Raw genomic sequence first — 21,146 nt, 5'->3', positions numbered from 1 at the left:
TGAGCGTTGGACTGAGCTTCGCCGAACGTCTGAGCTTTCGACGGCTCGAGTGAGCGTTCGATCGAGCTTTCGACGACTCGAGTGAGCGTTCGACCGAGTTCACGCCGAGATCCGAAGTCTTGCCCGCCCAGTCAAAGCAGCAAAACGATGAACAGGTTATTCAATCCACAATCCTAACGATGAGATTGGGGCAGCGTGCGATCGTGAATTTAGCCTTTCGCCTGGCTCAACATTCTTCTTAGCTCATCATTCAGTTCTCGGAAGACATACCTGGGGCTAACCTCATCCAGCATCTCCACAATTCGCTGCGTTTGAGCCGTCGTGAGTTCCCGATTGCCCGTTAGTGATTCCAGCTTGACTTTCACAATGTGATCGCGAATTTCATCCTCGGAAGCCTGGTTTGCCACCATTTCAGCGACAATTTTGCTGGATTTGGCAAACTGAATAAAATCTTTGTTCAGCAGATCGTAGGACAGTTCCCCTTTCTTGTTGGTGTAGGCTTTGACAATGGCTTCATACTCAGCACTATCAACGGTAGCCAGTTCTTCCGGTGATGCGTCCTCTGGTGGTTCTTCTGTACCCGCTTTTTCCGAGTCTCCACTGAGTTTAATCGCCCCTCGCCTGGAGTAGGGCATCCCAGAGGTTAACTCCAATGCCTCCCGGAACGCTTCGATCGGAAACACATCCAGGTTGGTATTGGCAGAGGGATCAGGTTCTCCTGTACTGCGGTTCAACGAAGCTAGACCAGGCTGATCCGTATCGTAGCGCATGATCACAACACCGGATTTGCCATTCCTCAGCTTTTGGCGATAGGCAACGGCTTCGATCGTGGATAGTTCAACTACTTTGGTTCTGATCATTGGTTTCTCTGAGCTTTGTCTAAGCTTTATCTGAATTGCAAGGGGGTTTATTGGCGTTTTTATTCTATGCCGTCTTGCCCCAACCAGGATTAAAACTGCGATCGTTCATTGTTCACCCCATCACAAAAATCTACGTTTATGGGCACAGGCAAGGAACCGTAACATGGCTGATCAACCAGAATTAACGATTTTGTCTGGAAACCATCATTCAGGGGGTTCCGATTTGGGAAGAGTTTGCAGAGAATAGATTATGTAGATTTAGTGAAGCTGGTTTGCAGACAAATTGAACCTGTGACCCGTGGATGGCTTGCCGAGGAGTGAAGGAGATTCACCATGAACGAAATGAATCAGTTTTCTGATCCAAATCCGATCGACTTGAATACCTTGCTGGGAGAAAACCGTGAATCGCCTGTGGAGCCTTCTTCCCAGCCAGAGTTGGCACAAAACATTGTCCCGACTTCCCAAACTTTTGCTCCTCAGCCCCAGAAACCCTATCTCTGGTTTGCCCTCTGGTTTCTGGTGAGCTGTAGTTTGGGGGGACTTTCTGCCTTTGGGTTCCTGTTGCTGACCGCTCTTCCTCCCGCCACCGACTGTCAGAACATTTCATCTATTTCTCCCGATATCGAACGGCTCCAATGTGCTCAGGACGCGGCTCGTTCGGGTGAACTTCCCCAATTGCTGGCGGGTGTAGAGCTAGTTGAAACCTGGACAACGGATCATCCGCTCTACAATGAGGCAAATCGCTGGATGGCAGAATGGTCAAGCTCCATCCTCCAAATTGCCCGCCAACGCATGGCTCAGAATGATTTAGACGGGGCTTTGGAATTGGCAAACCGCATCCCCGATTCCAGCCCAATCTATGCCGAAGTGCAGGAAACGATCGCCCAGTGGCAAACCCGATGGCAAGCGGGTGAAGCTATCTATAATCAGGCTCAAGAGGCCCTGAAACAGCAAGACTGGGATCTTGCCTACGCTAAAATTTTTGACCTGCGGGAACATCCCTACAGCTATTGGAGTGGTCAGCAGGCCAATGCTTTATCTGAACAAGTCCTGGCCGAAAAGCAGGCTCGACGACTGTTGGCTGAGGCCATTTCGATCGCTCAAATTGAACGTCCCCAGCAGTTGAAGGCTGCCTTTGAGCGTTTACAGCCGATCGATCGCCAGACGCATACCTGGGCTGAGGCCCAATCCACCCTGAATGATTGGGGGGAAGTTCTTTTGCAAGCGGGTTATCAGCACTGGCAAGATCAGCAGTTTCAGGAGGCGCGTTCCCTGGCAGAATTAGCCAAACTGAGCGATTTCATGGCTCCTGAGGCAGAGAATCTCAACAAACTGAGTCAGGCACGAGAACTGGCTATTGCCAGTGGTTCTGGATGGAAAGTTGGCCCTCAACACATTTGGCGCATGATGGAGGCGATCGCCGCCGCTCAAAAAATTCCACCCGAAAGCCGCTTTTACGACCCAGCTCAATTCAGTTTGGCAAGTTGGCAGGCTCAACTCCAGGATATGCGACAGTTGCAGGCAGCCCAAATCCTGGCAAGCTTGGGGAACCGTGATGCCGTGGAGATGGCGATCGAGCAGGCGACCCAAATTGATTCTAGTCGTCCCCGCAGGCTCCAGGCCCAAACTCTGATTGCTCACTGGCGGGTAGAAGCGGAACGTCTGGAGGATCAGCCCATCCTGCAATATGCCCAGAGAACGGCTGAAGCGGGAACCCTCCAAGCCCTCCAAGCGGCAATTACTCAGGTAAAACAAATTCCTTTGGGGCGAGTGTTGTACGGCGAGGCGCAGGGGTTGTCCTATGAGTGGAGCCGGAAAGTTGAAGTTTTGGAAGATGAACCTTTCCTGCAAATGGCCCAGTCTCATGCGAGGCAGGGACGACTGACGGAAGCGATTCAGGCGGCATCAACCATTCGTCCAGAGCGGGCACTTTACCGCAAAGCCCAGACCGCCATTGCAGATTGGCAAGCACAATTAAATCCTGATGAATCGCCGCGCAGCCGGCCCAGTCGGACGGTTACGGCTCAGGAGGATACCGAAGATGAGGTTCGATCGACGGCGGCCAATTCAGACCGGGCGATCGAAGCTGAGGTGGAACCGAACCCATTGCCAGATTCCTTTAGTATGCCTTCCCCGCAACCGATCGCCTCTCCGCCGCATCATCTCCCCCGCACCATTGATGAGCTAATGCAGACTCATCCCCGTCCAGCCGATGAACGCCTCCCTGCAAGCCAGATTCGTCCAACCCGATCCAACGGTGTGACCGAGGAGCGACGGAATCAGCCCTCTGCCACGGAAGTGATTCCCGCTGCACCCATTCCCCCTGCTCCAACCGTCATTCAATCCCCAGAATGGAGTTCCAGCCCTGTTCCAGAGGTACTTGCAGAACCGAGTTCCAGCCCGGATGCGGGTCTAGAAGCGGCTCCCGTCAGTCCTGCTCCGGCCGCACCCGTCGCGCCGATCTTCCCGCTCCCCACGGAAGAGTATGGGCAGGATGCGATCGACCCACTGCCTGCTTTCAGTGAGCCTGTACCCAACGATGCCCCTAACGAGCCTGCTTCTGTCCCAGGGGAAGAAGCGATTCCTCTCAGTGAAGAGCGGCTGGAATATGAACCCCTCAGCCTCAACCCTGGCTTTTAAATCCTGGACTTTAGGAAAGCATCGAGTATCCGTAGCGCAGGCAGCGTTTCGACGGCTCGAGTGAGCCTTGCTGAACTCTGAGCGCTCAAGCCGAAGTCTTGCCTGCCATCAGACTATAGTTGTCGTGCAAATGCAAAATTGGGATGCACCCCAGCCAGCCGATCACCAGCACCAAAGCTTCGGAATGCGAATTTAATAATCTGAAATTCTTGTGGGGTGGGCATCCTGCCCGCCCAGTCAACAAAGAAAAACGTTGCAGGTTATTGAATCTATGATCCTTAAATGTCCCTAATGCCCATAAATGTCCCTAATGCCCATACAGACAAAAAAAACCCTAACCTTGCTGCTACCAAACAGTGGGATTTCAATTGCCGGTAGAGCAAAGCGAGGGCTGGAGTGTCGTTCGTTTATTCTCGTTAAATTCTAGGGCGGCTGTAAAAATAATGCTTCCTGAGTTTGGCCGAATCATTGGCTCGAAAATGTTGCAGGATATCCCTATCTTTTGGGGCTACTTTTAGATAAATTCCGCCAGATAGCAGTTGACAAATTTTGTGGTTTAAGGTTTGAAGGAACTGGATTTGGGGTGGGGATTAAATGACCTGTGAGAGGGTGTTTGAAAAGTGGTCTGTTGTGCTTTTGGACACATTAAATCCCCCCTAACCCCCCTTGAAAAGGGGGAACCGAACTCAAAGTCCCCCTTGTTAAGGGGGATTGAGGGGGATCCAAACCGTTTTACTACCAACAGCAGGACTTTTAAAACATCCTCTAAGGTATATTCCTTTGCCGACTGGGCGGGCAAGATGCCCATCCCACAAGAGCAGGTTGTTAGGTTGGCATTCCTTAGAATTTAGTTTACCCGTGGTTGGACGGGATCGACTGGTCTGTCAATCTGGCTGGTCAACACAGGTGGCAAAGCTGGATACGGCAAGGATTGTGCCTTCTGTAGTTGGTGCAGGTGGGTGTAAGACAAGTGTAATTTGGTCAGTTGGATAGTGCAGGACAAAGACGGGGCGGCTTCGGTTAGAACCACCCAGGTCATCAATCCCACTAATCCATCCACTGGAAGCCCAAATCTCTGCTGAAAGTCCATCACCGCAATCAGCGTTGCCTCATCGAAGATGCCGTTAATTAGCAAAATGTAGCCGTGCTGGCGGAGCCGCATTTGCAAATCGCGTACCTTGCTGCCGGTATCCCCCAGGTGCAGGATTTTGCGGCACAGTAATGCCCAGGTTTCGATGTTGACGATACCCGTACTGGGCAAGCCATGCTTATGCTGAAATCGTTTGACCAGTTCAACGTCCCTGGCTCTGAAGCAACCGTTGACAATGACATTGGAGTAATGGGTGCGGAGCAATGTTTGCAACTGACACACGATCGCTCCAAAGTCCCCGGCTCGAATCTGAAATTCCAAGGGGTAAGTGTACGGTGGTGGACATTGGGAAAACGGAAACTGGGGCAACAAAAATTGGTGCAGCGCATCCCATGTTCCCCGATCGACTACACCATTGGGGCGTAATTTCTGGGCAGACTGAAATGCAACAACAGCGGCTTTAGTGCCTTCCCAAAACCAACCATCGGCGATAAGCGTGGCACTTTCATGAGCGCAGAGCAATACCTGTAAGTATCGAGTCAGCGCGCCCTGATCGCCCTCACGTAGCTGTAAATAAATTGCCATACAACAAGCTTCTCTCTGTCAGAGGGTTCGAGACGGGTAAACCGATCGCCCACCGTTGTAATAGCACTGATCCTTTGCCCACTGCTAGTGCTATTTTGCTGAAGTAGATCACTTGAGAGGCTTTTTTTTCCGCCAAGTTGCGGAAAAGGACTTGAAATCAAGGATTGAAACACAACCCAGGTAGCTCAGAGCGGCAAAGTTACAGTACAGGTGGTTCCTTTGCCCAGCGTGCTTGCTACGGTGATAGTACCACGATGACGCTCCACGATTTGCTTTACCTTCGTCAGACCGATTCCAGCCCCACTGAATTCTCCAGCATTACTGGCACAGTAGAAGCGATCGAAAATCAGAGTGGTTTCTTCCGGGGGAATGCCAATACCATTATCCTGGACGTGCAGTATGGCGTGGGTGGGGGCATCGTCTGGGGTGGTTTGTAGCTTCAGGAGAGCGGTGCCACCCTGAGGCGAAAAGCGAATGGCGTTGGAGATGAGCTGGGATAAAAGTTGCTGGAGTAGATCGGGGTCAGCCGAAACCTGGACTGGAGTTTGGCTGATGGAGAGAAAATTCAGGCAATGGGGGCTGTTCTCCGGCAAGTGCCATTGATTCACAATATTTCGACAAAATTGTTCTAAGTCAAGGGGCACAGGATGAAAATCGGGCTGCTGGTAACTGAGGGCTGCACGGGTCAGGGCGTTGCTGATCCATTGCTCCATTTGCTCGACGCTACTGGCAATTTGCTCAATGTGCTTGTGATCGAGGCTGTCGGGGCGAGTTCGTTTAAGTTGGTCGATCGCAGATGTAATGGCCGTCAATTGACTACGCAAATCCTGTCCCAGGGTTTCGATCGTTTGGGTTTGAATCTGATTCTGATTTTCCGTTTGCTCCAGGACAATTGTTAGTTCTTGATATCGGGTTGAAAGCCGTTCATATTTTGCGACCAATTCTGCTGTTTGGGATTGAACATGGGCATCCAGTCCCTGGTTTAAAAGCTGTAATGCTGCTTCCGCTGAGGTGCGATATGCAATTTCCTGCTGAAGGCGTAGATTTTGCTGCTGGAGTTGCTGTTGCAGCCTGCTGATTTTGAGGTGGGTTTCAATTCGGGCCAGCACTTCCACCACCTGAAAGGGTTTGGTGACGTAATCCACTCCCCCCGTCTGAAAGGCTTGCACTTTCTCCAGTTCTTCATCCAGGGCACTGAGAAAAATAATGGGAATGTCGTGGGTTCGATCGCTCGCCTTCATGCGCTGGCAGACCTCATAGCCGTTCATACCAGGCATAACAATATCAAGCAGAATTAAATCAGGAGGCTGTAATTGAGCTGCTTCTAATCCCAGAGCACCATTAATCACCTTACGAACGGTGTACCCTGCTTCAGTCAGTAAGCTAGATAAAAACCGTAAATTATCGGGCGTATCGTCAATGACCAGAATATCGCCGCTGCTGGTTTCGCTGGTTTCACGGGTGTCGGAGGGAACAGTCATACACTTGGAGGCTGAGTCAGTTGAATCAGTTGTTCGAGTTGAAAGTTGTTGACCAGGGTGATGAGGGCAGTTCGTAGCTCGGCCTGCGTGTCTGGAAGTTCAGCTAATCGAGCCAGAATCACAGGTTCATCAGCGCGACGGGCCGCCAGGTTCAGCTGCTCTAACCAGCCGGGTGGCATTGACTCAAAGGCAGAAGGTTGTAGTTTGAACAGGGGCGAGGATGGATTGGAATCATTCGATGTAAAGTGATCCAATGTATAAACACTGGTTCCATCCTGAATGCTAGCCAGGGTTTGATTGCCATTCTGTATCACGTTCTCAGCTGCATAGATATAGCGTACCCCCAGATGTTTGCCCATCTTTTCAAAAAAGATGGTTTCCGGACAGGGCTTGGCGACAAAATCATCGCAACCGATCGCCAGCACAGGTTGCCGTTCTTCTTCAAAGACATTAGCGGTGATGGCAATGATCTTGGTTGGGGGGCGGCTTGGGGTTGTCTCAGGTAAGGCTTCTGCTAAAGCGGTTTCCTGCTGACGAATTCGCTGAGTTGCCTCCAGACCGTTCATGATCGGCATCCGCACATCCATCCAGATCAAATGAGGGGCGTAGGTTTGCCACAATTCGATCGCTGCCTGCCCATGCGCTGCCTCCCGGACATCAAAGCCGACGGACTGCAACCGCTTGGATAAAAGCTGGCGATTTTCATCCGAATCATCAACGACTAGAATTCGGTAGGTGGGTTGACCGGGTTCCAGTCCCATGACCCGACGCACGCTACCACTGGCGGATAGGGTTTGATGATCCATCGCCTTGGTCGGCACCCAAAATTGGAAGGTTGTGCCCACTCCAACGGTGCTGCTGACATGAATTGCCCCTCCCATCAACATCACCAGCCGATGGCTAATCGCCAACCCCAATCCGGTTCCCCTTTGGGTACGTCGTCCTGCCTCGGTTTGCACAAAGGCATCAAAGATCGAAGGGAGTTCTTCCGGGGCGATGCCAAATCCTGTATCTTCAACTTCAAACAGGAGGGGAAAGCGGGTTGGATCGCTCCAGTCCAGGGGGGGAAATGAGGTGGATAAGTTCAGTTTTGCAGACCGATCGGGTGCGGTGCGGTCGGCTCTCCGGATCCGTAAAATCACTTGCCCCAGGGAAGTAAATTTGATGGCGTTGCTCAAAAGATTAATCAAAATCTGGCGTAGTTTCTGCGGATCCGCCTGAATGCAAGCTGGAACATCTGAGCTATATTCGATCGCCAGATTTAAACCCTTCGCCGTAGCCTTCGCCCGCATCATTTGCACCAGATCTCGGAGCAGGCTGTGGAGATTAAACGGTCGTTCATCCAGGGACATTTGCCCCGCTTCAATTTTGGATAAATCTAAAATCTCATCAATTAGTTCCAGCAGGTGTTCACTACTGCGATTAATAATTGATAAATCCTCCCGTTGGGCTGCCGTGAGGTTCTCATCATTCAGCATCAGTTCTGTGAATCCCAGAATGGTGTTCAACGGGGTGCGGAGTTCATGGCTCATATTGGCGAGAAACTCACTTTTGGCCTGATTGGCTGACTCAGCTGCATCTTTGGCCTGGCGCAGTTCTTCTTCGATCGCTTTTAGATCGGTGATATCCGTGGAAGCCCCAATAATTCCCTGAACCTGACCTGCGGCATCAATAAACGGACTGATAATAGTTTTGTACCAGCGCACTTCCCCCTGAGCATTCATCAGCGGTTCCATCGGAGTCAGGGTAGGCTGACGACTTTTCATAACCTCGCGGTTAATCGCCATGTGTTCATCGAATCGTTCGGGTTGCGAGGGAAACAGATCAATTTCTCGTCTCCCCAAAACGTCCTCTGCCGGCAAACCATGTACCGTTGCACCCGCCTGGTTGACGACTAAAAAATATCCCTCGGCATCCTTCACAAAAATGTAGCTGGGAACCACATCAATCACCTGGCGCAAAAATTTTCTTTGGGCCTCCAGGCTTGCCTCTGCCTGCTTCCGAGCCGTTACATTTTGCACCATCCCAATGAAGTAAAGCGGTTGCCCTGCTGCATCGCGCACCACCGAGACATCAATGGTTGTCCATATCGGTTGCCCATTTTTATGCAAAAACCGTTTTTCAAGCTGAAAGTTAGACGCTTCCCCCGCAAACAAGCGTTGCATTGACTCTGAAGCCAGCATTCGATCGTCTGGATGGGTAATCTCCAGCGTCGTTAATTCCATCAGTTCCGATTCGGTATACCCCAGCATTTTGCACAGGGCCGGATTCACCTGGGAAAATTGCCCGCTTGGAGCCACAAGACTCATGCCAACTGAACTGCTCAAGAAAATACTGCGAAAGTGCTGTTCACTGCGCTTCAGAGCATCTTCTGTCTGCTGGCGAGAAGTGTTATCCATGATAAAGCTATAGCAACCCTTCACCTGGCGATCGGTGGCAAAGTCAGGAATCAGGGTGACATCCAGGTGGCGAGTGATACCCTTGTCATCGGTCTGGGTGGTGCTGTAGGTGATGGAGTTGCCAGCAAAGGCTTGTTGGAGATAGGGTTGAATCGATCGATAGCTGGCTTCCCCTAAAAGCTCACAAATGCGCTTCCCGTAAAACTGTTCTCGCGGTATGCCAAATCGCTCTTCATAGGTTTTGTTGACAAATCGATAGCGGTGGTCGGAATCAAGGTAGGAAACGTAGGCCGGTAATGCGTCTGTAATCTGTTGTAGTTGGATTTCGTGGCGGCGTAATGCCTCTTCTGCCTGCTTCCGTTCTGTCACATCAACGGCAACCGCAGTCACAATCCAGCAGTTGTTTTCTGGATCTCGGCGGGCCGTCAAGTAATCAGAAACCCAGCGCAGGTTGCCATCTTTCCGGCGAAAGCGATACTCCATTGATGCAGTGCGCTGGTCAAATAGCTTCTCATAGGTGGGCTGCACGATGGTTTCCCAATCTTCTGGAAAAACCGAAGACCGCCACAGGGTATGATCCGCTAAAAATTCTGCCTGGGAATAGCCAAAGATGCGGGCATTTCCCGTGGAAAAGTATTCGTACTGCACGTCCAGCGTTGTGCGCGTCCGGAAGCAGCAAATTCCGATGATCGGACTATCCAGGAGGTCATCCAGCACACTTTTCGAGCGGCGCAGGGTGGATTCTAGATGCGGGTGTTTGCTTGGATCCGGGCAAGTTGAAAAGCGAGGAGCATGAATTGCATCGATCGCCGTTGGGCTGGTAGGTGATGCAGTTGCAGAGGGCTGATCCCTCTGAACAGTAAGGCTGTCGTTATGATGGGTTTGCCTGCGTAGCGATCGCCGGATGCGAGGCAACCGCGCCATCAGTAGTCCAGTCACCACTCCTGCCAGGAAAAGGCTCACACCGAACAAAACTGCCCCCAGTGGCTCACCTTGCTCCGATCGCTCACGCTGGAATGCCCCCGATTGAGTGATGTAAATCAAAGCCATCAACGGCAAAATCACGGCTGCCACACGAACCAGCTGCCGTAGGAAGGATTTGAATGGAACAGAACCGCTTCTCAACCCGAGCCAACCGAACGATCGCATAACGAACCCATTCCGTACTCAGCTTTGCGCAGAAGAGCCATCACTTGAAGAAATATTGCACTCCTTCAGCAAGTCTCAATAAGTAAAGTTAACCTACTCTGCCCTTAGATGGAACTAATTCAATCCATTGATTCGCTAACAAATTATGTTTTCGATGGCTTAGAAGCTGGAACTGCTGAAGCTAAGGATTAATTACGGGATGATTTTTACAGTATGACAATCTACTTCAAATTGCTTCCTACTATCAATTTGCGCCTGAACGGATGCCCTACTTTTCATCTTTTAGTTAGTTTCAGTAGCTCACAAACAAGGGTTCACTGTGAAACGAACCCATTTTAGATCCACTGAATTTCTATTGTTGATATAGCGGAAATACTATATATCAGCTGAAAACCCTGACTTCTCCTCGGTTGGGCAGTAAGCATCCGCCTCACTCAATCCTATGCTGTATATCAGTAAATCCTGATATAAGTAAATCCTGCCCCTTTGGTAGGAAAGGGACAGGATTGCTCCTTGATCCTAATACACCCCTTCAACTGGATGCGTCACTAGACGTACATCTGATTGTCGGTGCGTCTAGGATTAAGACTAGAGCAGTCCTCCTAAGATAAGCATCCGCCATGAATCGGATTGCAGGAGATACAGGGCAATTTTCAGAACCAGTTTAATTTCAGCCAAATGGCGGAATACACGCTACAAACCCCGTCCTTATCGAAACGCACGACATACCATCTCACCGACTCCGTCAGGCTGAAACGATCGGCGTGATCCATTAGATTGAGTCCGGACTCGATCGCGGCAATTATAGACCTCAAGCGGTTTTTCCTCTCCGTTTACCCGCAGCACCACCCGATATTCCCAGTAGTATTTGGCACTGCGCTGGATACTGACAATGCAAACCTGCTGTTGATTCACCGGACGACAAAAAGCGGCGATCGCCGGATGCGGCAGAACCACCAGACTGATGAGAACAGCCGACAGCAGCAGGGTAATCATTTTCATGAGCAGCAAACGCGGGAACTGAATGCAGGAGGATTATAACCTGGGGGCTGGGTGGTGGGACGATATCCCTCGCATTAACAGTTTGAGTAGATCACAAACCCTGTTTGGATCCCCCCTAGCCCCCCTTGAAAAGGGGGGAACCGAGCCGAAGAGGGGTTGAAGTCCCCCTTTTTAAGGGGGATTTAGGGGGATCTAACGCAGGCGTTGCCGTGAATGCAATTCGTTTTCGATCTACTGAGTTTGAGTCGGCAACATCGTTCGCAATGCCACGATCGCGCGATACCCATGTCGCACAGGCAACTTGACAAGCCTGGGTAAAAAAAATAGGATGACATCACCTAAGGGGGGGATTGCAGTTGATGTAAAAGCTCATGGTAGGGAGTATTTAAGGTTGTTTAGAAATGCGGTTTATGATGATTGTTAGTCCTGTCGCGTTCTCCTGTCCCTCTTAATCAAGAGTGATTCGAGCAATGCAAGCCGTTAATTTTTTTGTTTCTTGATTCCTATCTCATCCTGAATCTGTGCACTAAGCTTGTCTTATTTAAAGTTAAAGTGAGGTTTCTTTATGAGTTTGTTTTTTGACGTTTTGAGTTCAATCAATAATCCCAATCAGCAAGCCAGTGTATCCCAACTAGATTCCATTACCAGTTCGCTCCAGCAGCTATCTGCTAGTAGTGGTATCCAGCCAAATCAGATGCAGAGTATGATGACGGTTCTGGGGGGAGCCTTACGCCCAATGTTGCAGAAGCAGCAATCAACGATGGGCGGAAATCAGTTGGGTGGACTGATTGGTCAACTTGCGAACGGCGGTCGCGGCGGTAACGCTTCTCTGATGCAGTCTGTATTTACTCCACAACTCCAGCAACAGCTAACCCAGCTCATTTCTCAAAAAACAGGCATCAGTTCCAGTCTGGTGCAAATGGCTTTACCGACCCTGATCCCCGCAGTTCTCAGTTTGTTAAACATGGGTTCTCCTAAGCCGGGAGTACAAGGTTCAAACTCTATCCTCGATACATTTCTCAATAGCAAAAATGATAGCGATATAGATTTAGGGCACGTTTTTCAGTTTGCCAATCGGTTCCTCAATCCAGGCACAATTTAGGCTGAGATTTGGGTAGCATTTGGGCAGCAAGGTCAGTTCTGGCTAGGCTCAATCTTCAGGGTAGGGCGATCGCAGGTTGAGCATAGTCAGGAAACCCACCCCTGCCCCCTCCCGGTCGGGGATCTTGAGGAATCCCTGCTTACAAGGTGAATGGTTTGCGAAAGGGGGAGGTTGAGATCATTCCATTGATGCAAAGAGCGATCGCCGTAGCGCAGGCATCTTGCCTGCCAGCGAGATTCTGAAACCCGCAATTTCAGATTTGAGCGACTCCGGTTGTTTAGCTCACTAAATCTTTCAACTCTAACAAATTCAAAGTCGATCGAAGGCAACTTTGATCACACCTTTACGGGTTGAGCAATGAGATGATAGTGTCGCCCGGATGCTCGTCGTTATTATGGGGAATTTGAATGGGATGAGGGGTTGCTTGAGGATGCTCCTGTTCAAACCAGAGGGACGATCGCCGTGGTTCTAGCATCTAAAACTCAATCTCTCAACCTGGTAGCGTTTCAATGAACATTACAGAATCCACGAAGAAGCTCAATCAAAAGGTGCAGGAGCTCAAACCCAAATATCCGGATTTAGTTTCCACCGTATTTATCGACTTTTATTGCCAGTGCCAGGAGGGAATTGATTATCTTTTTCCCTTAGCAGTACAGGAAACCATTCGCCTACTCGACATTGTACAGTGGTTCTTTGATTGCGTGGATCACAGCAAGCCCAACAGCCTGATTAATCTGATGTGGCAGGATGTGATGGGGCCAACGCTGGGCGAATACCTTCAGGATGAACGAAGTGAAAAAATGCTGCGAAAGGCGTTCGCCAGTGATGAATTGAAGGCGCAGATTCAAACTTGGGATCGGGTGCAAACGCCGAGTGGCAATATGCATTTAGTAATGAAGGGTTTGCTGGAAGATATTAGTGAGATTGAGCAGAAGCATCGGTTGGCAGGAAAGTAGGGGCGAATCGTGATTCATCCAGGGAGCTTTTCCCGATTCCAGTGTCTGTGCTGAAGTTTCACCCTCAAACTGATCAGGAATGGCATTGTGTAGGCTGGAGGAGGGCAAGGCTAAACTGCTTTGCTGTAGATGTGTCACTCCTTGCTGCCTGAGATTATGGTTAGACTGTCTCGAATCACTCGATCGCGCCGTACGTTCCTCAAATTTGGGGCTTTGCTGTTCTCCTCATGGGTGGGAACTGCCTGCACTCGATCGTCTGCCCGCTCAGAAACTTCGACATCCAGTCCATCGTCGCCATCTCCCAACGCAGCTGCTTCACCTGCACCTGCTTCCCAAGCCCAAACTCTTACGCCCACCCCTGCCTGTGGGGATGATGAGGACATTACCCCAGCTCAAACGGCAGGGCCATTTTATACGCCCAATGCCCCAGAGCGCTCGTCCTTGCTGGAACCCGGAATCGTGGGCACACCCCTGATTTTGACGGGAGTAGTCCTCTCCAGAAATTGTGAGCCGATCGCTGGTGCCCTGGTTGATTTTTGGCAGGCGGACGATCGGGGAGAGTATGACAATCAGGGGTATCGATTGCGGGGACACCAGTTTACCGATGCTGAAGGACGCTACTTTCTGGAAACGATCGTTCCCGGTTTTTATCCTGGCCGCACCCGCCATATCCACGTTAAAGTTCAGGCTGCGAATCAGCCAATCTTAACCACACAGCTTTATTTCCCAGATGTACCTCAGAACCAGCGAGATGGTTTGTTTCAACCAGAGTTGCTGATAGGGATGCAGGAGTCGGAGCAGGGACGGGGGACGTTTGATTTTGTGTTGAATGTTTAGGGGGTAAGGCAGGCTTCATCATTGAAAATAGCTCTGTTGGCAGACGGCAGAAGTGCCGATTCTCCTTAACTTGTTTAGAGAGTTGAGCTTTTCTATACAAAATTACAGGAGAACTGTCAAAAATGAACTATTCACGTCTTATTCGCTCCTTTTCCGTCGCTACTGGTCTGGTGGGACTGATTGCCTATGCTGGTGGCATCGTTCGGGCCCAGACGACTCCGACACCGGAGCAAACTCCTGGGGTTGAGCAACCGGATACAACCCCTACGCCCGTTCAGCCTACCCCTGAAGTCGAGCAGCCAGATACAACCCCCACGCCTCAACCCCCAGTGGATGGAGTGGAACAGCCCGACGCAACGCCCACGCCCGAAGACGAACAACCGGATACAACCCCCATGCCTCAACCCCCTGTGAATGGAGTGGAACAGCCCGACGCAACGACTCCAACGGATGACTTACTGGAAGACAGCGAAAACCAGTCTTTGACTGAGCTACTACAGCAAGCATCGGCAGCAGGATCCTTTACGACGCTGGCCCAGGCAGTTGAAGCGGCTGAAATTGGTGATGCCTTGCAGGGGACGGGTGAATCCTATACGATTCTGGCACCGACCGATGAGGCCTTTGCCGAACTACCCGAAGGAGCATTGGAACAACTCTTACAACCGGAAAATCAGGGCTTGTTGCGGCAGGTGTTGGCCTACCATGTGATTCCGGCTGAAGTCATGTCTGATGACATCAGTACGGGGCGGGTTGAGACGCTAGGTGGTGGCATTGCGGTACAGGTGGCGGAAGATCGGATCATCGTGAATGATGGTAGCGTCATTCAAGCGGATGTTCAGGCTGCGAACGGAGTGGTTCACGTCATCAATCGCGTTTTGATGCCGAGCGAATTACGCCAACAAATTGCAGACTTACTGTAGTAAGGACTACATACGTTCCCGATCGAATTCAATTTTGCCATAGTTGAGCTTGATCATCCGATCGCCCATATGGAAATAGTGATCATCATGGCTAATCACAAAGATGGTTTTACCCTGATTGCGTAAATCGGGAAGAAGCTGAGTATAAAACAGATCTTTGAAAATAGGATCTTGATCAGCAGCCCATTCATCAAACAGGTAGATGGGTCGATCTTCCAGGTAGGCCGTCAGGAGGGCAAGACGTTTACGCTGTCCCTGGGAGAGGGAAGTCGTGGAAAGCTTGCCCTGGGCGATTTTGACTTTGTGATCGAGCTGTAATTGCTTCAGGTAAGTTTGGGCGGTGTGATCCAGATCCAGATCATCCAGACCCAAGAGGCGATCGAACAAAAAGAAATCCGAAAAGATGACGGAAAAGTGCTGTCGATACCATTCCCGATTGTCGGTGTGAATGGGTTGATCATTGAAGCGAATCTCGCCGGATTCTGGCGCGTATAGGCCTGTAATTAACTTTGCCAGGGTCGATTTACCACTGCCGTTGCCGCCAACGATGAAGATCAGTTCGCCGGGGTGAACAGTCAGGTCGATCGGCCCTAGCTCAAAGTGAGAGTCCTCCAGATCGGTCTGATAGGTATGGGTGACTCCCTGGAGCTGTAGGGTTGTCCACTGGGGGGTGATGGCAGGTGGGATGGTATCGGTTTCAGTGCGATCGATCAGGGAAAGGTTCAGGGATTCAACCTTTTGCAGAGAAACGCCAGCCCGAATCAGAATGGGCAAGCGTCCGACCAACTGCTGCATCGGCAAAATCATGTAGGTGAAAAGCAGCAGATAGGTAGAAATAATTTGAAAGGAGATGGCAAACAGTCGCGGTAGGACAAACAAAACCAGCCCTAAGGCGAAAAACAGAATAAAATTGCCGAAGTTAACGATGATAGCGAATAGATCGAGTCCTTTAATGCTGTGGTAACGATAGGTGGCAGCGGAGGTTTGCAGTTCTTCTCGCAGAAACGCCTGGCGGCGGCGGTAATGCAGCTTCAGTTCTTTCACCCCGTCCGTAGTGGCTTGAAAGTGGCGAAACAGGTTATCCTGCTCCTCTCGTGCCAGGGCAAGTTGATGTTTGGCGTGGTGCAAAATCCCGCGATAAACCGTTACCGATAGGGCTGCCAGTCCACAAACAAACAAAGCCATGTCCCAGGACAGCCAGATGATGTAGGCTAAACACCCCACCACCGTCGCCAGGTCAATACAGATAAAGGGTAGGAGCCGCACTGCTTCGGCGATCGCCTGAATGTCTTCCGTTAAGGTTGCCAATAAACGAGCATTCCCCACCCGTTCCAGATGGCGCAGTTCCGCAGCCAGAATTTGCTGACTCAAGGTCATCCGCAGCCGAAAAATGGCCTGCTGGGCTAAGCGAATCAGCAACATTTGAGACAGGATGTTGGTGATCAGGGCGATCGCAGCCAATCCTAAAAAAATCATGATGGCTCCGAACCCGTGTCGAGCCGTTGCCTGTTCCATTAATTGCCCCACATAAGCAATCAGTCCAGCACTACTGCCCCCACTGAGAAACCCCAGCAGAATGGCAATTACCACCATTTGCCAGGATGAACGCGCCAAAAAAGAAATCAATTGCATAGACCGTCAACTCGTTCCAATGATTGCAGCGATCGGGGGTGAACTCACCGTTCCGCATCCTTTATTATGAGCAGGTATGAGGGCATTTGTTGTGTGAGGCATCATCCATGGTAGACGTACTATCCGCTCCCCAACGTTCCACTCCAGTTAGCAATCCAACTTCCCAACTCGATCGCGCTCCCCACGGAACCGATTATGTGCCGCACAATCACCGCAAGATCCTCTGCGTCTTTCCCCCTTACAGTCGCTCCTTTGGCACGTTGCACCACGCCTATCCCCTGATGCGCCAGGTCAATGCCTTCATGCCGCCTCAAGGGTTGCTGATTGTGGCAGCTTACCTGCCCCCCACCTGGGAAGTCCGGTTTATTGATGAAAATGTGCAGGCGGCGACTCCGGCGGATTATCGCTGGGCGGATGTGGTGATTGCCAGTGGGATGCACATTCAGCGACCGCAGATTAACCGGATTAACGAATTAGCCCATCAAGCAGGCAAAATTACCGTCGTGGGTGGTCCCTCTGTATCGGGCTGTCCTGAGTACTATCCCGATTTCGATATTCTGCACCTGGGGGAATTGGGGGATGCCACCGATCGCCTGATTGAGTATTTAGACCACCACGATCAACGTCCAGCCCAACAACTGCGATTTGAAACCAGGGAACGTTTACCCCTGAACGAGTTTCCCACGCCCGCCTATCACAAACTGGAACTCGATCGCTATTTCCTTGCCAACATTCAATTCTCTAGTGGCTGTCCCTATAGCTGTGAGTTTTGCGATATTCCAGCTCTCTATGGGCGCAATCCCCGGATGAAAACGCCAGAGCAAGTGCTGCAAGAACTGGATGCGATGCTGGAGGTGGGCAATCCCGGTGCAGTTTATTTTGTAGATGATAACTTTGTTGGTAATCGCCGAGCCGCGATGGAACTGCTGCCCCATTTAATCGACTGGCAAAAGCGCAATGGCTATCCAGTCCAGTTTGCCTGCGAAGCAACGCTGAATTTGGCCAAAGTCCGAAGCTGCTGGAAATGATGCGGGAAGCCTATTTTTGTACCGTATTCTGCGGCATTGAAACCCCGGAGCCCGATGCTTTGAAGGCAATCTCCAAGGGGCACAACCTGAGTATGCCGATCCTGGAGGCAGTGCAGACGCTCAACCGTTACGGTATGGAGGTGGTTTCCGGCATCATTATCGGACTGGACACCGATACCCCCGATACCGCCGATCGCATTCTGGAATTCATCCGCCTCTCTCAGATTCCGATGCTGACGATTAATTTGCTTTATGCCTTACCCAAAACCACTCTGTGGGAACGGTTAGAAGCAGAAGGACGACTGGTGTTTGAAGCCGATCGGGAATCCAATGTGGAATTTCTCATGCCTTACGAACAAGTCGTGGAAATGTGGCGCAAGTGCATCACGACGGCCTATGAGCCGGAATTCCTTTATGAGCGATTTCTCCATCAGTGTGAGCACACTTACCCCAACCGGATTAAAGCGCCCAACAGTCCAGCGCGAGTGTCCAAAAAGAACATCCAGAAGGGGCTGACGATGCTGGGGAAGATTCTTTTACGGGTGGGAGTGTTCAGCCAATATCGCAAAACGTTCTGGAAGATGGCCCTCCGGCCTTGAAGACAGGCAAAATCGAGCGGGTGATTCATGTGGGATTAGTTGCTCATCATTTGATTCGGTTTACTCAGGAATGTGCCAGAGGGGAAGAGTCAGCTTCGTTTTACTCCCAGAAGTTGCGACGTGGCTAAGTTGTGCCTTTCTACAGGCAAAGCACCGTTAGAGAAAAGGAGTCCTACTCCGATCGCCAATCCAATCAACACACTGAGCCGAGTCAGACCCATCGCTTGCTGAATTACGTCTGGTGCGATCGGCCGGAGCGCATCTCCCAGCAACGGCTTGTGTTTGACCACCCCTCGATAACGATTCGTCCCGCCAACCTGTACCCCCAACGCGGCGGCATAAGCGCATTCACTCCATCCTGCATTCGGGCTGGGATCTTGAGGCGCATCTCGCTGACAGAGTTTCCAGACGTGCAATGGTTTGCCGGACAAAATCGCCAGGAGCAATACGGTCAGACGGCAGGGAATCCAGGTGAGCCAGTCCTCCAGTTTGGCACTGCACCAGCCGATGTCGGTATAGGGTGCATCCCGATAACCCACCATTGAATCCAGGGTGCTGGCCGCTTTATAAGCCAGGGCAAAGGGGACGCTCCCCAGGGGAGTGAAGGCTCCAACGATTGCCCAGACCAACGGTGCAATCACTCCATCGGTGGCATTCTCCGTCACGGTTTCCAGGACGGCTCTCAGGATTTCTGCCTCTGTTAATTCGTCCGTGTCCCGTCCCACGTAGCGGCTGAGGGTCGATCGGGCTGATCCCAGATCTCCTTGTTCAAGGGGGGTGAGGACTTCCTCGGCGGCTTGACGCAAACTCCGCGGCAAAACAACTGGCAAGAATCACACTGGCAACCCCCAGCCCTAACCAGGGATGAATCCAGTCCGAAACCTGAACCATCAACCAACCCAATAATCCACTCAGGCTGATCAGTCCGATCGCCAATAGCATTCCCGCAACTCGCTGTACTACGGGCGCATCCCAGCGTTTCAAGACAAAATTTGTGTAGTGCTGAATCCCCCAGCCCATGACCTGAACCGGATGCAGCCAATTCCAGGGATCGCCAATCAGGTAATCAAGCAGAGCAGCCAGCGGCAGGATCAGGACAGACACATTCATACTTAACGTTCATTCTGGGCAAGTTGCCGCACAAACTGCTGATGCACTTCGGAATGAATCCCTTGCTGCAAGACGGTCAAAACCTGGGGCATATCGCCATTCAACAAAGCAGACACCGCTAGCCATAAACCAGGGAATACTTCACTGCGAACAATACCCTGATCATCCGATCGCAAGGGTACATAATCATCTGCTTCCAGACGAAACCAATCAATCTGCCGATCGAATACTCGCCAAACCATATATTCTTGCACCCCATTCCGACGATACAGACGATACACTCGCTTTTTGTCCCCCAGATCAATGGAGGCACTGCTGGCTGCAACCTCGGCAATTAACTCTGGTGCGCCTTCTACATAGTCATCCTGACTGAGTCGGGACTGTCCCCCGCCCTTTCTTCAATGAACAGAACTGCATCCGGTTGAGGCTCATTGTCTCGATCGAGGCGAATGGTTGGATTGTCCCCCAGCGCAATGTTCGGTGTGAATGTTCGATAAACCCCCAACCCGGTGATCAAATCTCCATGAGGTTGACCATGACTCCGAAACCGTAGGGCAGCCGGCAGGTAAACCACTCCTTCGATCAGTTCAGCTTTTTTGAGATGGGGCATGGCTTCGTAACGACGTTCAAACTCTTGTCGAGTCAGGCGATCGCCACTTTCTAAGGGCGGAATCTGGGTTGGCGTTGTGATTGTTGGCTGCTGATGAGGGCTGTCCACCATTACAAATGAGGAGCGACAAGTAAATTGCCTCTATTGTATCGTTCTCAAAGTGGCTGAATCGAAATTGGGGTGCGGAATAACGAACTCTCTGGCTGAATCTATAGTTGTGTTCCCGATCGTTTCCTAAACAAACAGAATTCGCTTCACCGTCGAAACCAATTATTGAATATCATTATCCCCGATCGCCCCCACCCACCGTAGGGGCGCACTGGTGCGTCCTTTTACCGTCGTGTTTCCAGAATACCATCGTGTTTCCAGGCGATCGTTTTTACCATTGCCGTTGTTTGGGCGCACGGGGTATACAGGGCGCACAGGGGTATACAGGGCGCACAGGGGTATACAGGGCGCACAGGGGTATACAGGGCGCACAGCAGTGCGCCCCTACCGTTGCGGATTTCATGTGCGATCGATCGGATTGACCGCCATTTCTGGGAATCCTGATTGATGTGGCGATTCAATTGATTTTGTGAAATACAATCCTGCTAAACATCATCGGCAAACCATTCGGCTCAAAGGTTATGACTATAGTTCATCCGGTGCCTATTTCATTACCCTTTGTACCCATCAACGACAGTGCCTATTCGGTGAAATTGTGGCAGGCGAGATGCAATTGAATCTTTACGGAGAGATTGTAGCAGAAGAATGGCAGCGCACCCCAGAAATCCGTGCTAATTTTGCGATCGATGGTTGGATTGTCATGCCAAATCATTTACATGGGATCGTGATCATAGATAATTTTGATCGATCGCTACCTGCCGAAAGGACGCACAGCAGTGCGCCCCTACCGACCTCGTTACATCGTAGACCGCAATCCTTGTCGTCTTTTGTGGCGGGTTTTAAATCCATTACAACCAAACGCATTAATACCATCCGCAATGCCGCCGGAACACCAGTCTGGCAACGCAGTTATCACGAACATATCATCCGCGATCGAGATTCCGCCGCAAAAATTCGTCAGTACATTCAGAACAATCCTTCCGTTTGGGCACAAGACCAATTACACCCCCACAACCCGTAGGGGCGCACGGCAGTGCG

Annotated in this window: 14 protein-coding genes and 3 pseudogenes; 7 read left to right on the top strand and 10 right to left on the bottom strand. The window is 51.0% G+C overall.

From position 1 onward, the window contains the following. Nucleotides 1-209: 209 nt before the first annotated feature. Nucleotides 210-860, bottom strand: coding sequence for a hypothetical protein (locus tag ACM1PF_RS13535; protein ID WP_416675334.1), 651 nt, complete (start codon nucleotides 858-860; stop codon nucleotides 210-212). Between the two features lie 333 nt (nucleotides 861-1,193). Between ACM1PF_RS13535 and ACM1PF_RS13530 the strand changes: the two genes are divergently transcribed. Further along, on the top strand, nucleotides 1,194-3,500 hold the full coding sequence (locus tag ACM1PF_RS13530) for a hypothetical protein (protein ID WP_416675332.1): 2,307 nt from the start codon (nucleotides 1,194-1,196) through the stop codon (nucleotides 3,498-3,500). A gap of 847 nt (nucleotides 3,501-4,347) precedes the next feature. Here the strand turns inward: ACM1PF_RS13530 and ACM1PF_RS13525 are convergent. The 4 genes from ACM1PF_RS13525 to ACM1PF_RS13510 all read right to left on the bottom strand — a co-directional run bounded on the left by ACM1PF_RS13525 (nucleotide 4,348) and on the right by ACM1PF_RS13510 (nucleotide 11,206). Further along, the gene (locus tag ACM1PF_RS13525) at nucleotides 4,348-5,175 is read right to left on the bottom strand and encodes a peptidoglycan-binding domain-containing protein (RefSeq protein WP_416675330.1); all 828 of its coding nucleotides are present in this window, start codon (nucleotides 5,173-5,175) and stop codon (nucleotides 4,348-4,350) included. A gap of 185 nt (nucleotides 5,176-5,360) precedes the next feature. After that, nucleotides 5,361-6,656 carry a hybrid sensor histidine kinase/response regulator gene (locus ACM1PF_RS13520; protein WP_416675328.1) on the bottom strand — a complete coding sequence of 432 codons (1,296 nt, stop codon included), beginning with the start codon at nucleotides 6,654-6,656 and terminating at the stop codon, nucleotides 5,361-5,363. Next, nucleotides 6,653-10,129, bottom strand: coding sequence for a PAS domain-containing hybrid sensor histidine kinase/response regulator (locus tag ACM1PF_RS13515; protein WP_416675326.1), 3,477 nt, complete (start codon nucleotides 10,127-10,129; stop codon nucleotides 6,653-6,655). Before ACM1PF_RS13515 ends, ACM1PF_RS13520 begins: the two co-directional genes overlap by 4 nt. Before the next feature lie 783 nt (nucleotides 10,130-10,912). After that, the gene (locus ACM1PF_RS13510; protein ID WP_416675322.1) at nucleotides 10,913-11,206 is read right to left on the bottom strand and encodes a hypothetical protein; all 294 of its coding nucleotides are present in this window, start codon (nucleotides 11,204-11,206) and stop codon (nucleotides 10,913-10,915) included. Between the two features lie 565 nt (nucleotides 11,207-11,771). Here ACM1PF_RS13510 and ACM1PF_RS13505 point away from each other — a divergent pair. After that, on the top strand, nucleotides 11,772-12,308 hold the full coding sequence (locus ACM1PF_RS13505) for a DUF937 domain-containing protein (RefSeq protein ID WP_416675320.1): 537 nt from the start codon (nucleotides 11,772-11,774) through the stop codon (nucleotides 12,306-12,308). A gap of 343 nt (nucleotides 12,309-12,651) precedes the next feature. Here ACM1PF_RS13505 and ACM1PF_RS13500 read toward each other — a convergent pair whose 3' ends face one another. Continuing rightward, nucleotides 12,652-12,783 carry a hypothetical protein gene (locus ACM1PF_RS13500; RefSeq protein WP_416675318.1) on the bottom strand — a complete coding sequence of 44 codons (132 nt, stop codon included), beginning with the start codon at nucleotides 12,781-12,783 and terminating at the stop codon, nucleotides 12,652-12,654. 34 nt (nucleotides 12,784-12,817) lie between these two features. Between ACM1PF_RS13500 and ACM1PF_RS13495 the strand changes: the two genes are divergently transcribed. The 3 genes from ACM1PF_RS13495 (at nucleotide 12,818) to ACM1PF_RS13485 (ending at nucleotide 15,021) form a co-directional block, all read left to right on the top strand. Further along, entirely contained in the window at nucleotides 12,818-13,264 is a 447-nt protein-coding gene (locus tag ACM1PF_RS13495; RefSeq protein ID WP_416675315.1) for a hypothetical protein, read from the top strand. A gap of 156 nt (nucleotides 13,265-13,420) precedes the next feature. Continuing rightward, nucleotides 13,421-14,101, top strand: coding sequence for a dioxygenase family protein (locus tag ACM1PF_RS13490; RefSeq protein ID WP_416675312.1), 681 nt, complete (start codon nucleotides 13,421-13,423; stop codon nucleotides 14,099-14,101). Nucleotides 14,102-14,223: 122 nt separating this feature from the next. Continuing rightward, nucleotides 14,224-15,021: a fasciclin domain-containing protein gene (locus tag ACM1PF_RS13485; protein WP_416675309.1), complete on the top strand. Its 798-nt coding sequence runs from the start codon at nucleotides 14,224-14,226 to the stop codon at nucleotides 15,019-15,021. A 6-nt stretch (nucleotides 15,022-15,027) separates the two neighbouring features. On the opposite strand, the gene ACM1PF_RS13480 is transcribed toward ACM1PF_RS13485, so the two are convergent. After that, a complete protein-coding gene (locus ACM1PF_RS13480) occupies nucleotides 15,028-16,653 on the bottom strand; it encodes a cyclic peptide export ABC transporter (RefSeq protein WP_416675307.1) in 1,626 nt (541 codons plus the stop codon). Nucleotides 16,654-16,760: 107 nt separating this feature from the next. On the opposite strand from ACM1PF_RS13480, the pseudogene ACM1PF_RS13475 reads away from it, so the two are divergent. After that, nucleotides 16,761-18,408 (top strand): annotated as a pseudogene (locus ACM1PF_RS13475) (B12-binding domain-containing radical SAM protein). Here the strand turns inward: ACM1PF_RS13475 and cbiB are convergent. The 3 genes and pseudogenes from cbiB to ACM1PF_RS13460 form a co-directional block, all read right to left on the bottom strand. After that, nucleotides 18,370-19,390 (bottom strand): annotated as a pseudogene (gene cbiB / locus ACM1PF_RS13470) (adenosylcobinamide-phosphate synthase CbiB). The pseudogenes ACM1PF_RS13475 and cbiB sit on opposite strands and share 39 nt — an antisense overlap. Before the next feature lie 2 nt (nucleotides 19,391-19,392). Continuing rightward, a pseudogene (locus ACM1PF_RS13465) lies at nucleotides 19,393-20,111 on the bottom strand (Uma2 family endonuclease). Nucleotides 20,112-20,270: 159 nt separating this feature from the next. After that, entirely contained in the window at nucleotides 20,271-20,423 is a 153-nt protein-coding gene (locus ACM1PF_RS13460; RefSeq protein WP_416675305.1) for a hypothetical protein, read from the bottom strand. Between the two features lie 154 nt (nucleotides 20,424-20,577). On the opposite strand from ACM1PF_RS13460, the gene ACM1PF_RS13455 reads away from it, so the two are divergent. After that, entirely contained in the window at nucleotides 20,578-21,129 is a 552-nt protein-coding gene (locus tag ACM1PF_RS13455) for a transposase (RefSeq protein WP_416675302.1), read from the top strand. The last annotated feature ends 17 nt before the right edge of the window (nucleotides 21,130-21,146 follow it).

It is taken from the genome of Egbenema bharatensis FJBBOT/2019 (genome assembly GCF_048077055.1).
Lineage (GTDB): Bacteria > Cyanobacteriota > Cyanobacteriia > Elainellales > Elainellaceae > Egbenema > Egbenema bharatensis.
Note: the sequence above shows the minus strand (reverse complement) of the source record. Positions and strands in the feature narration are given on the sequence as shown.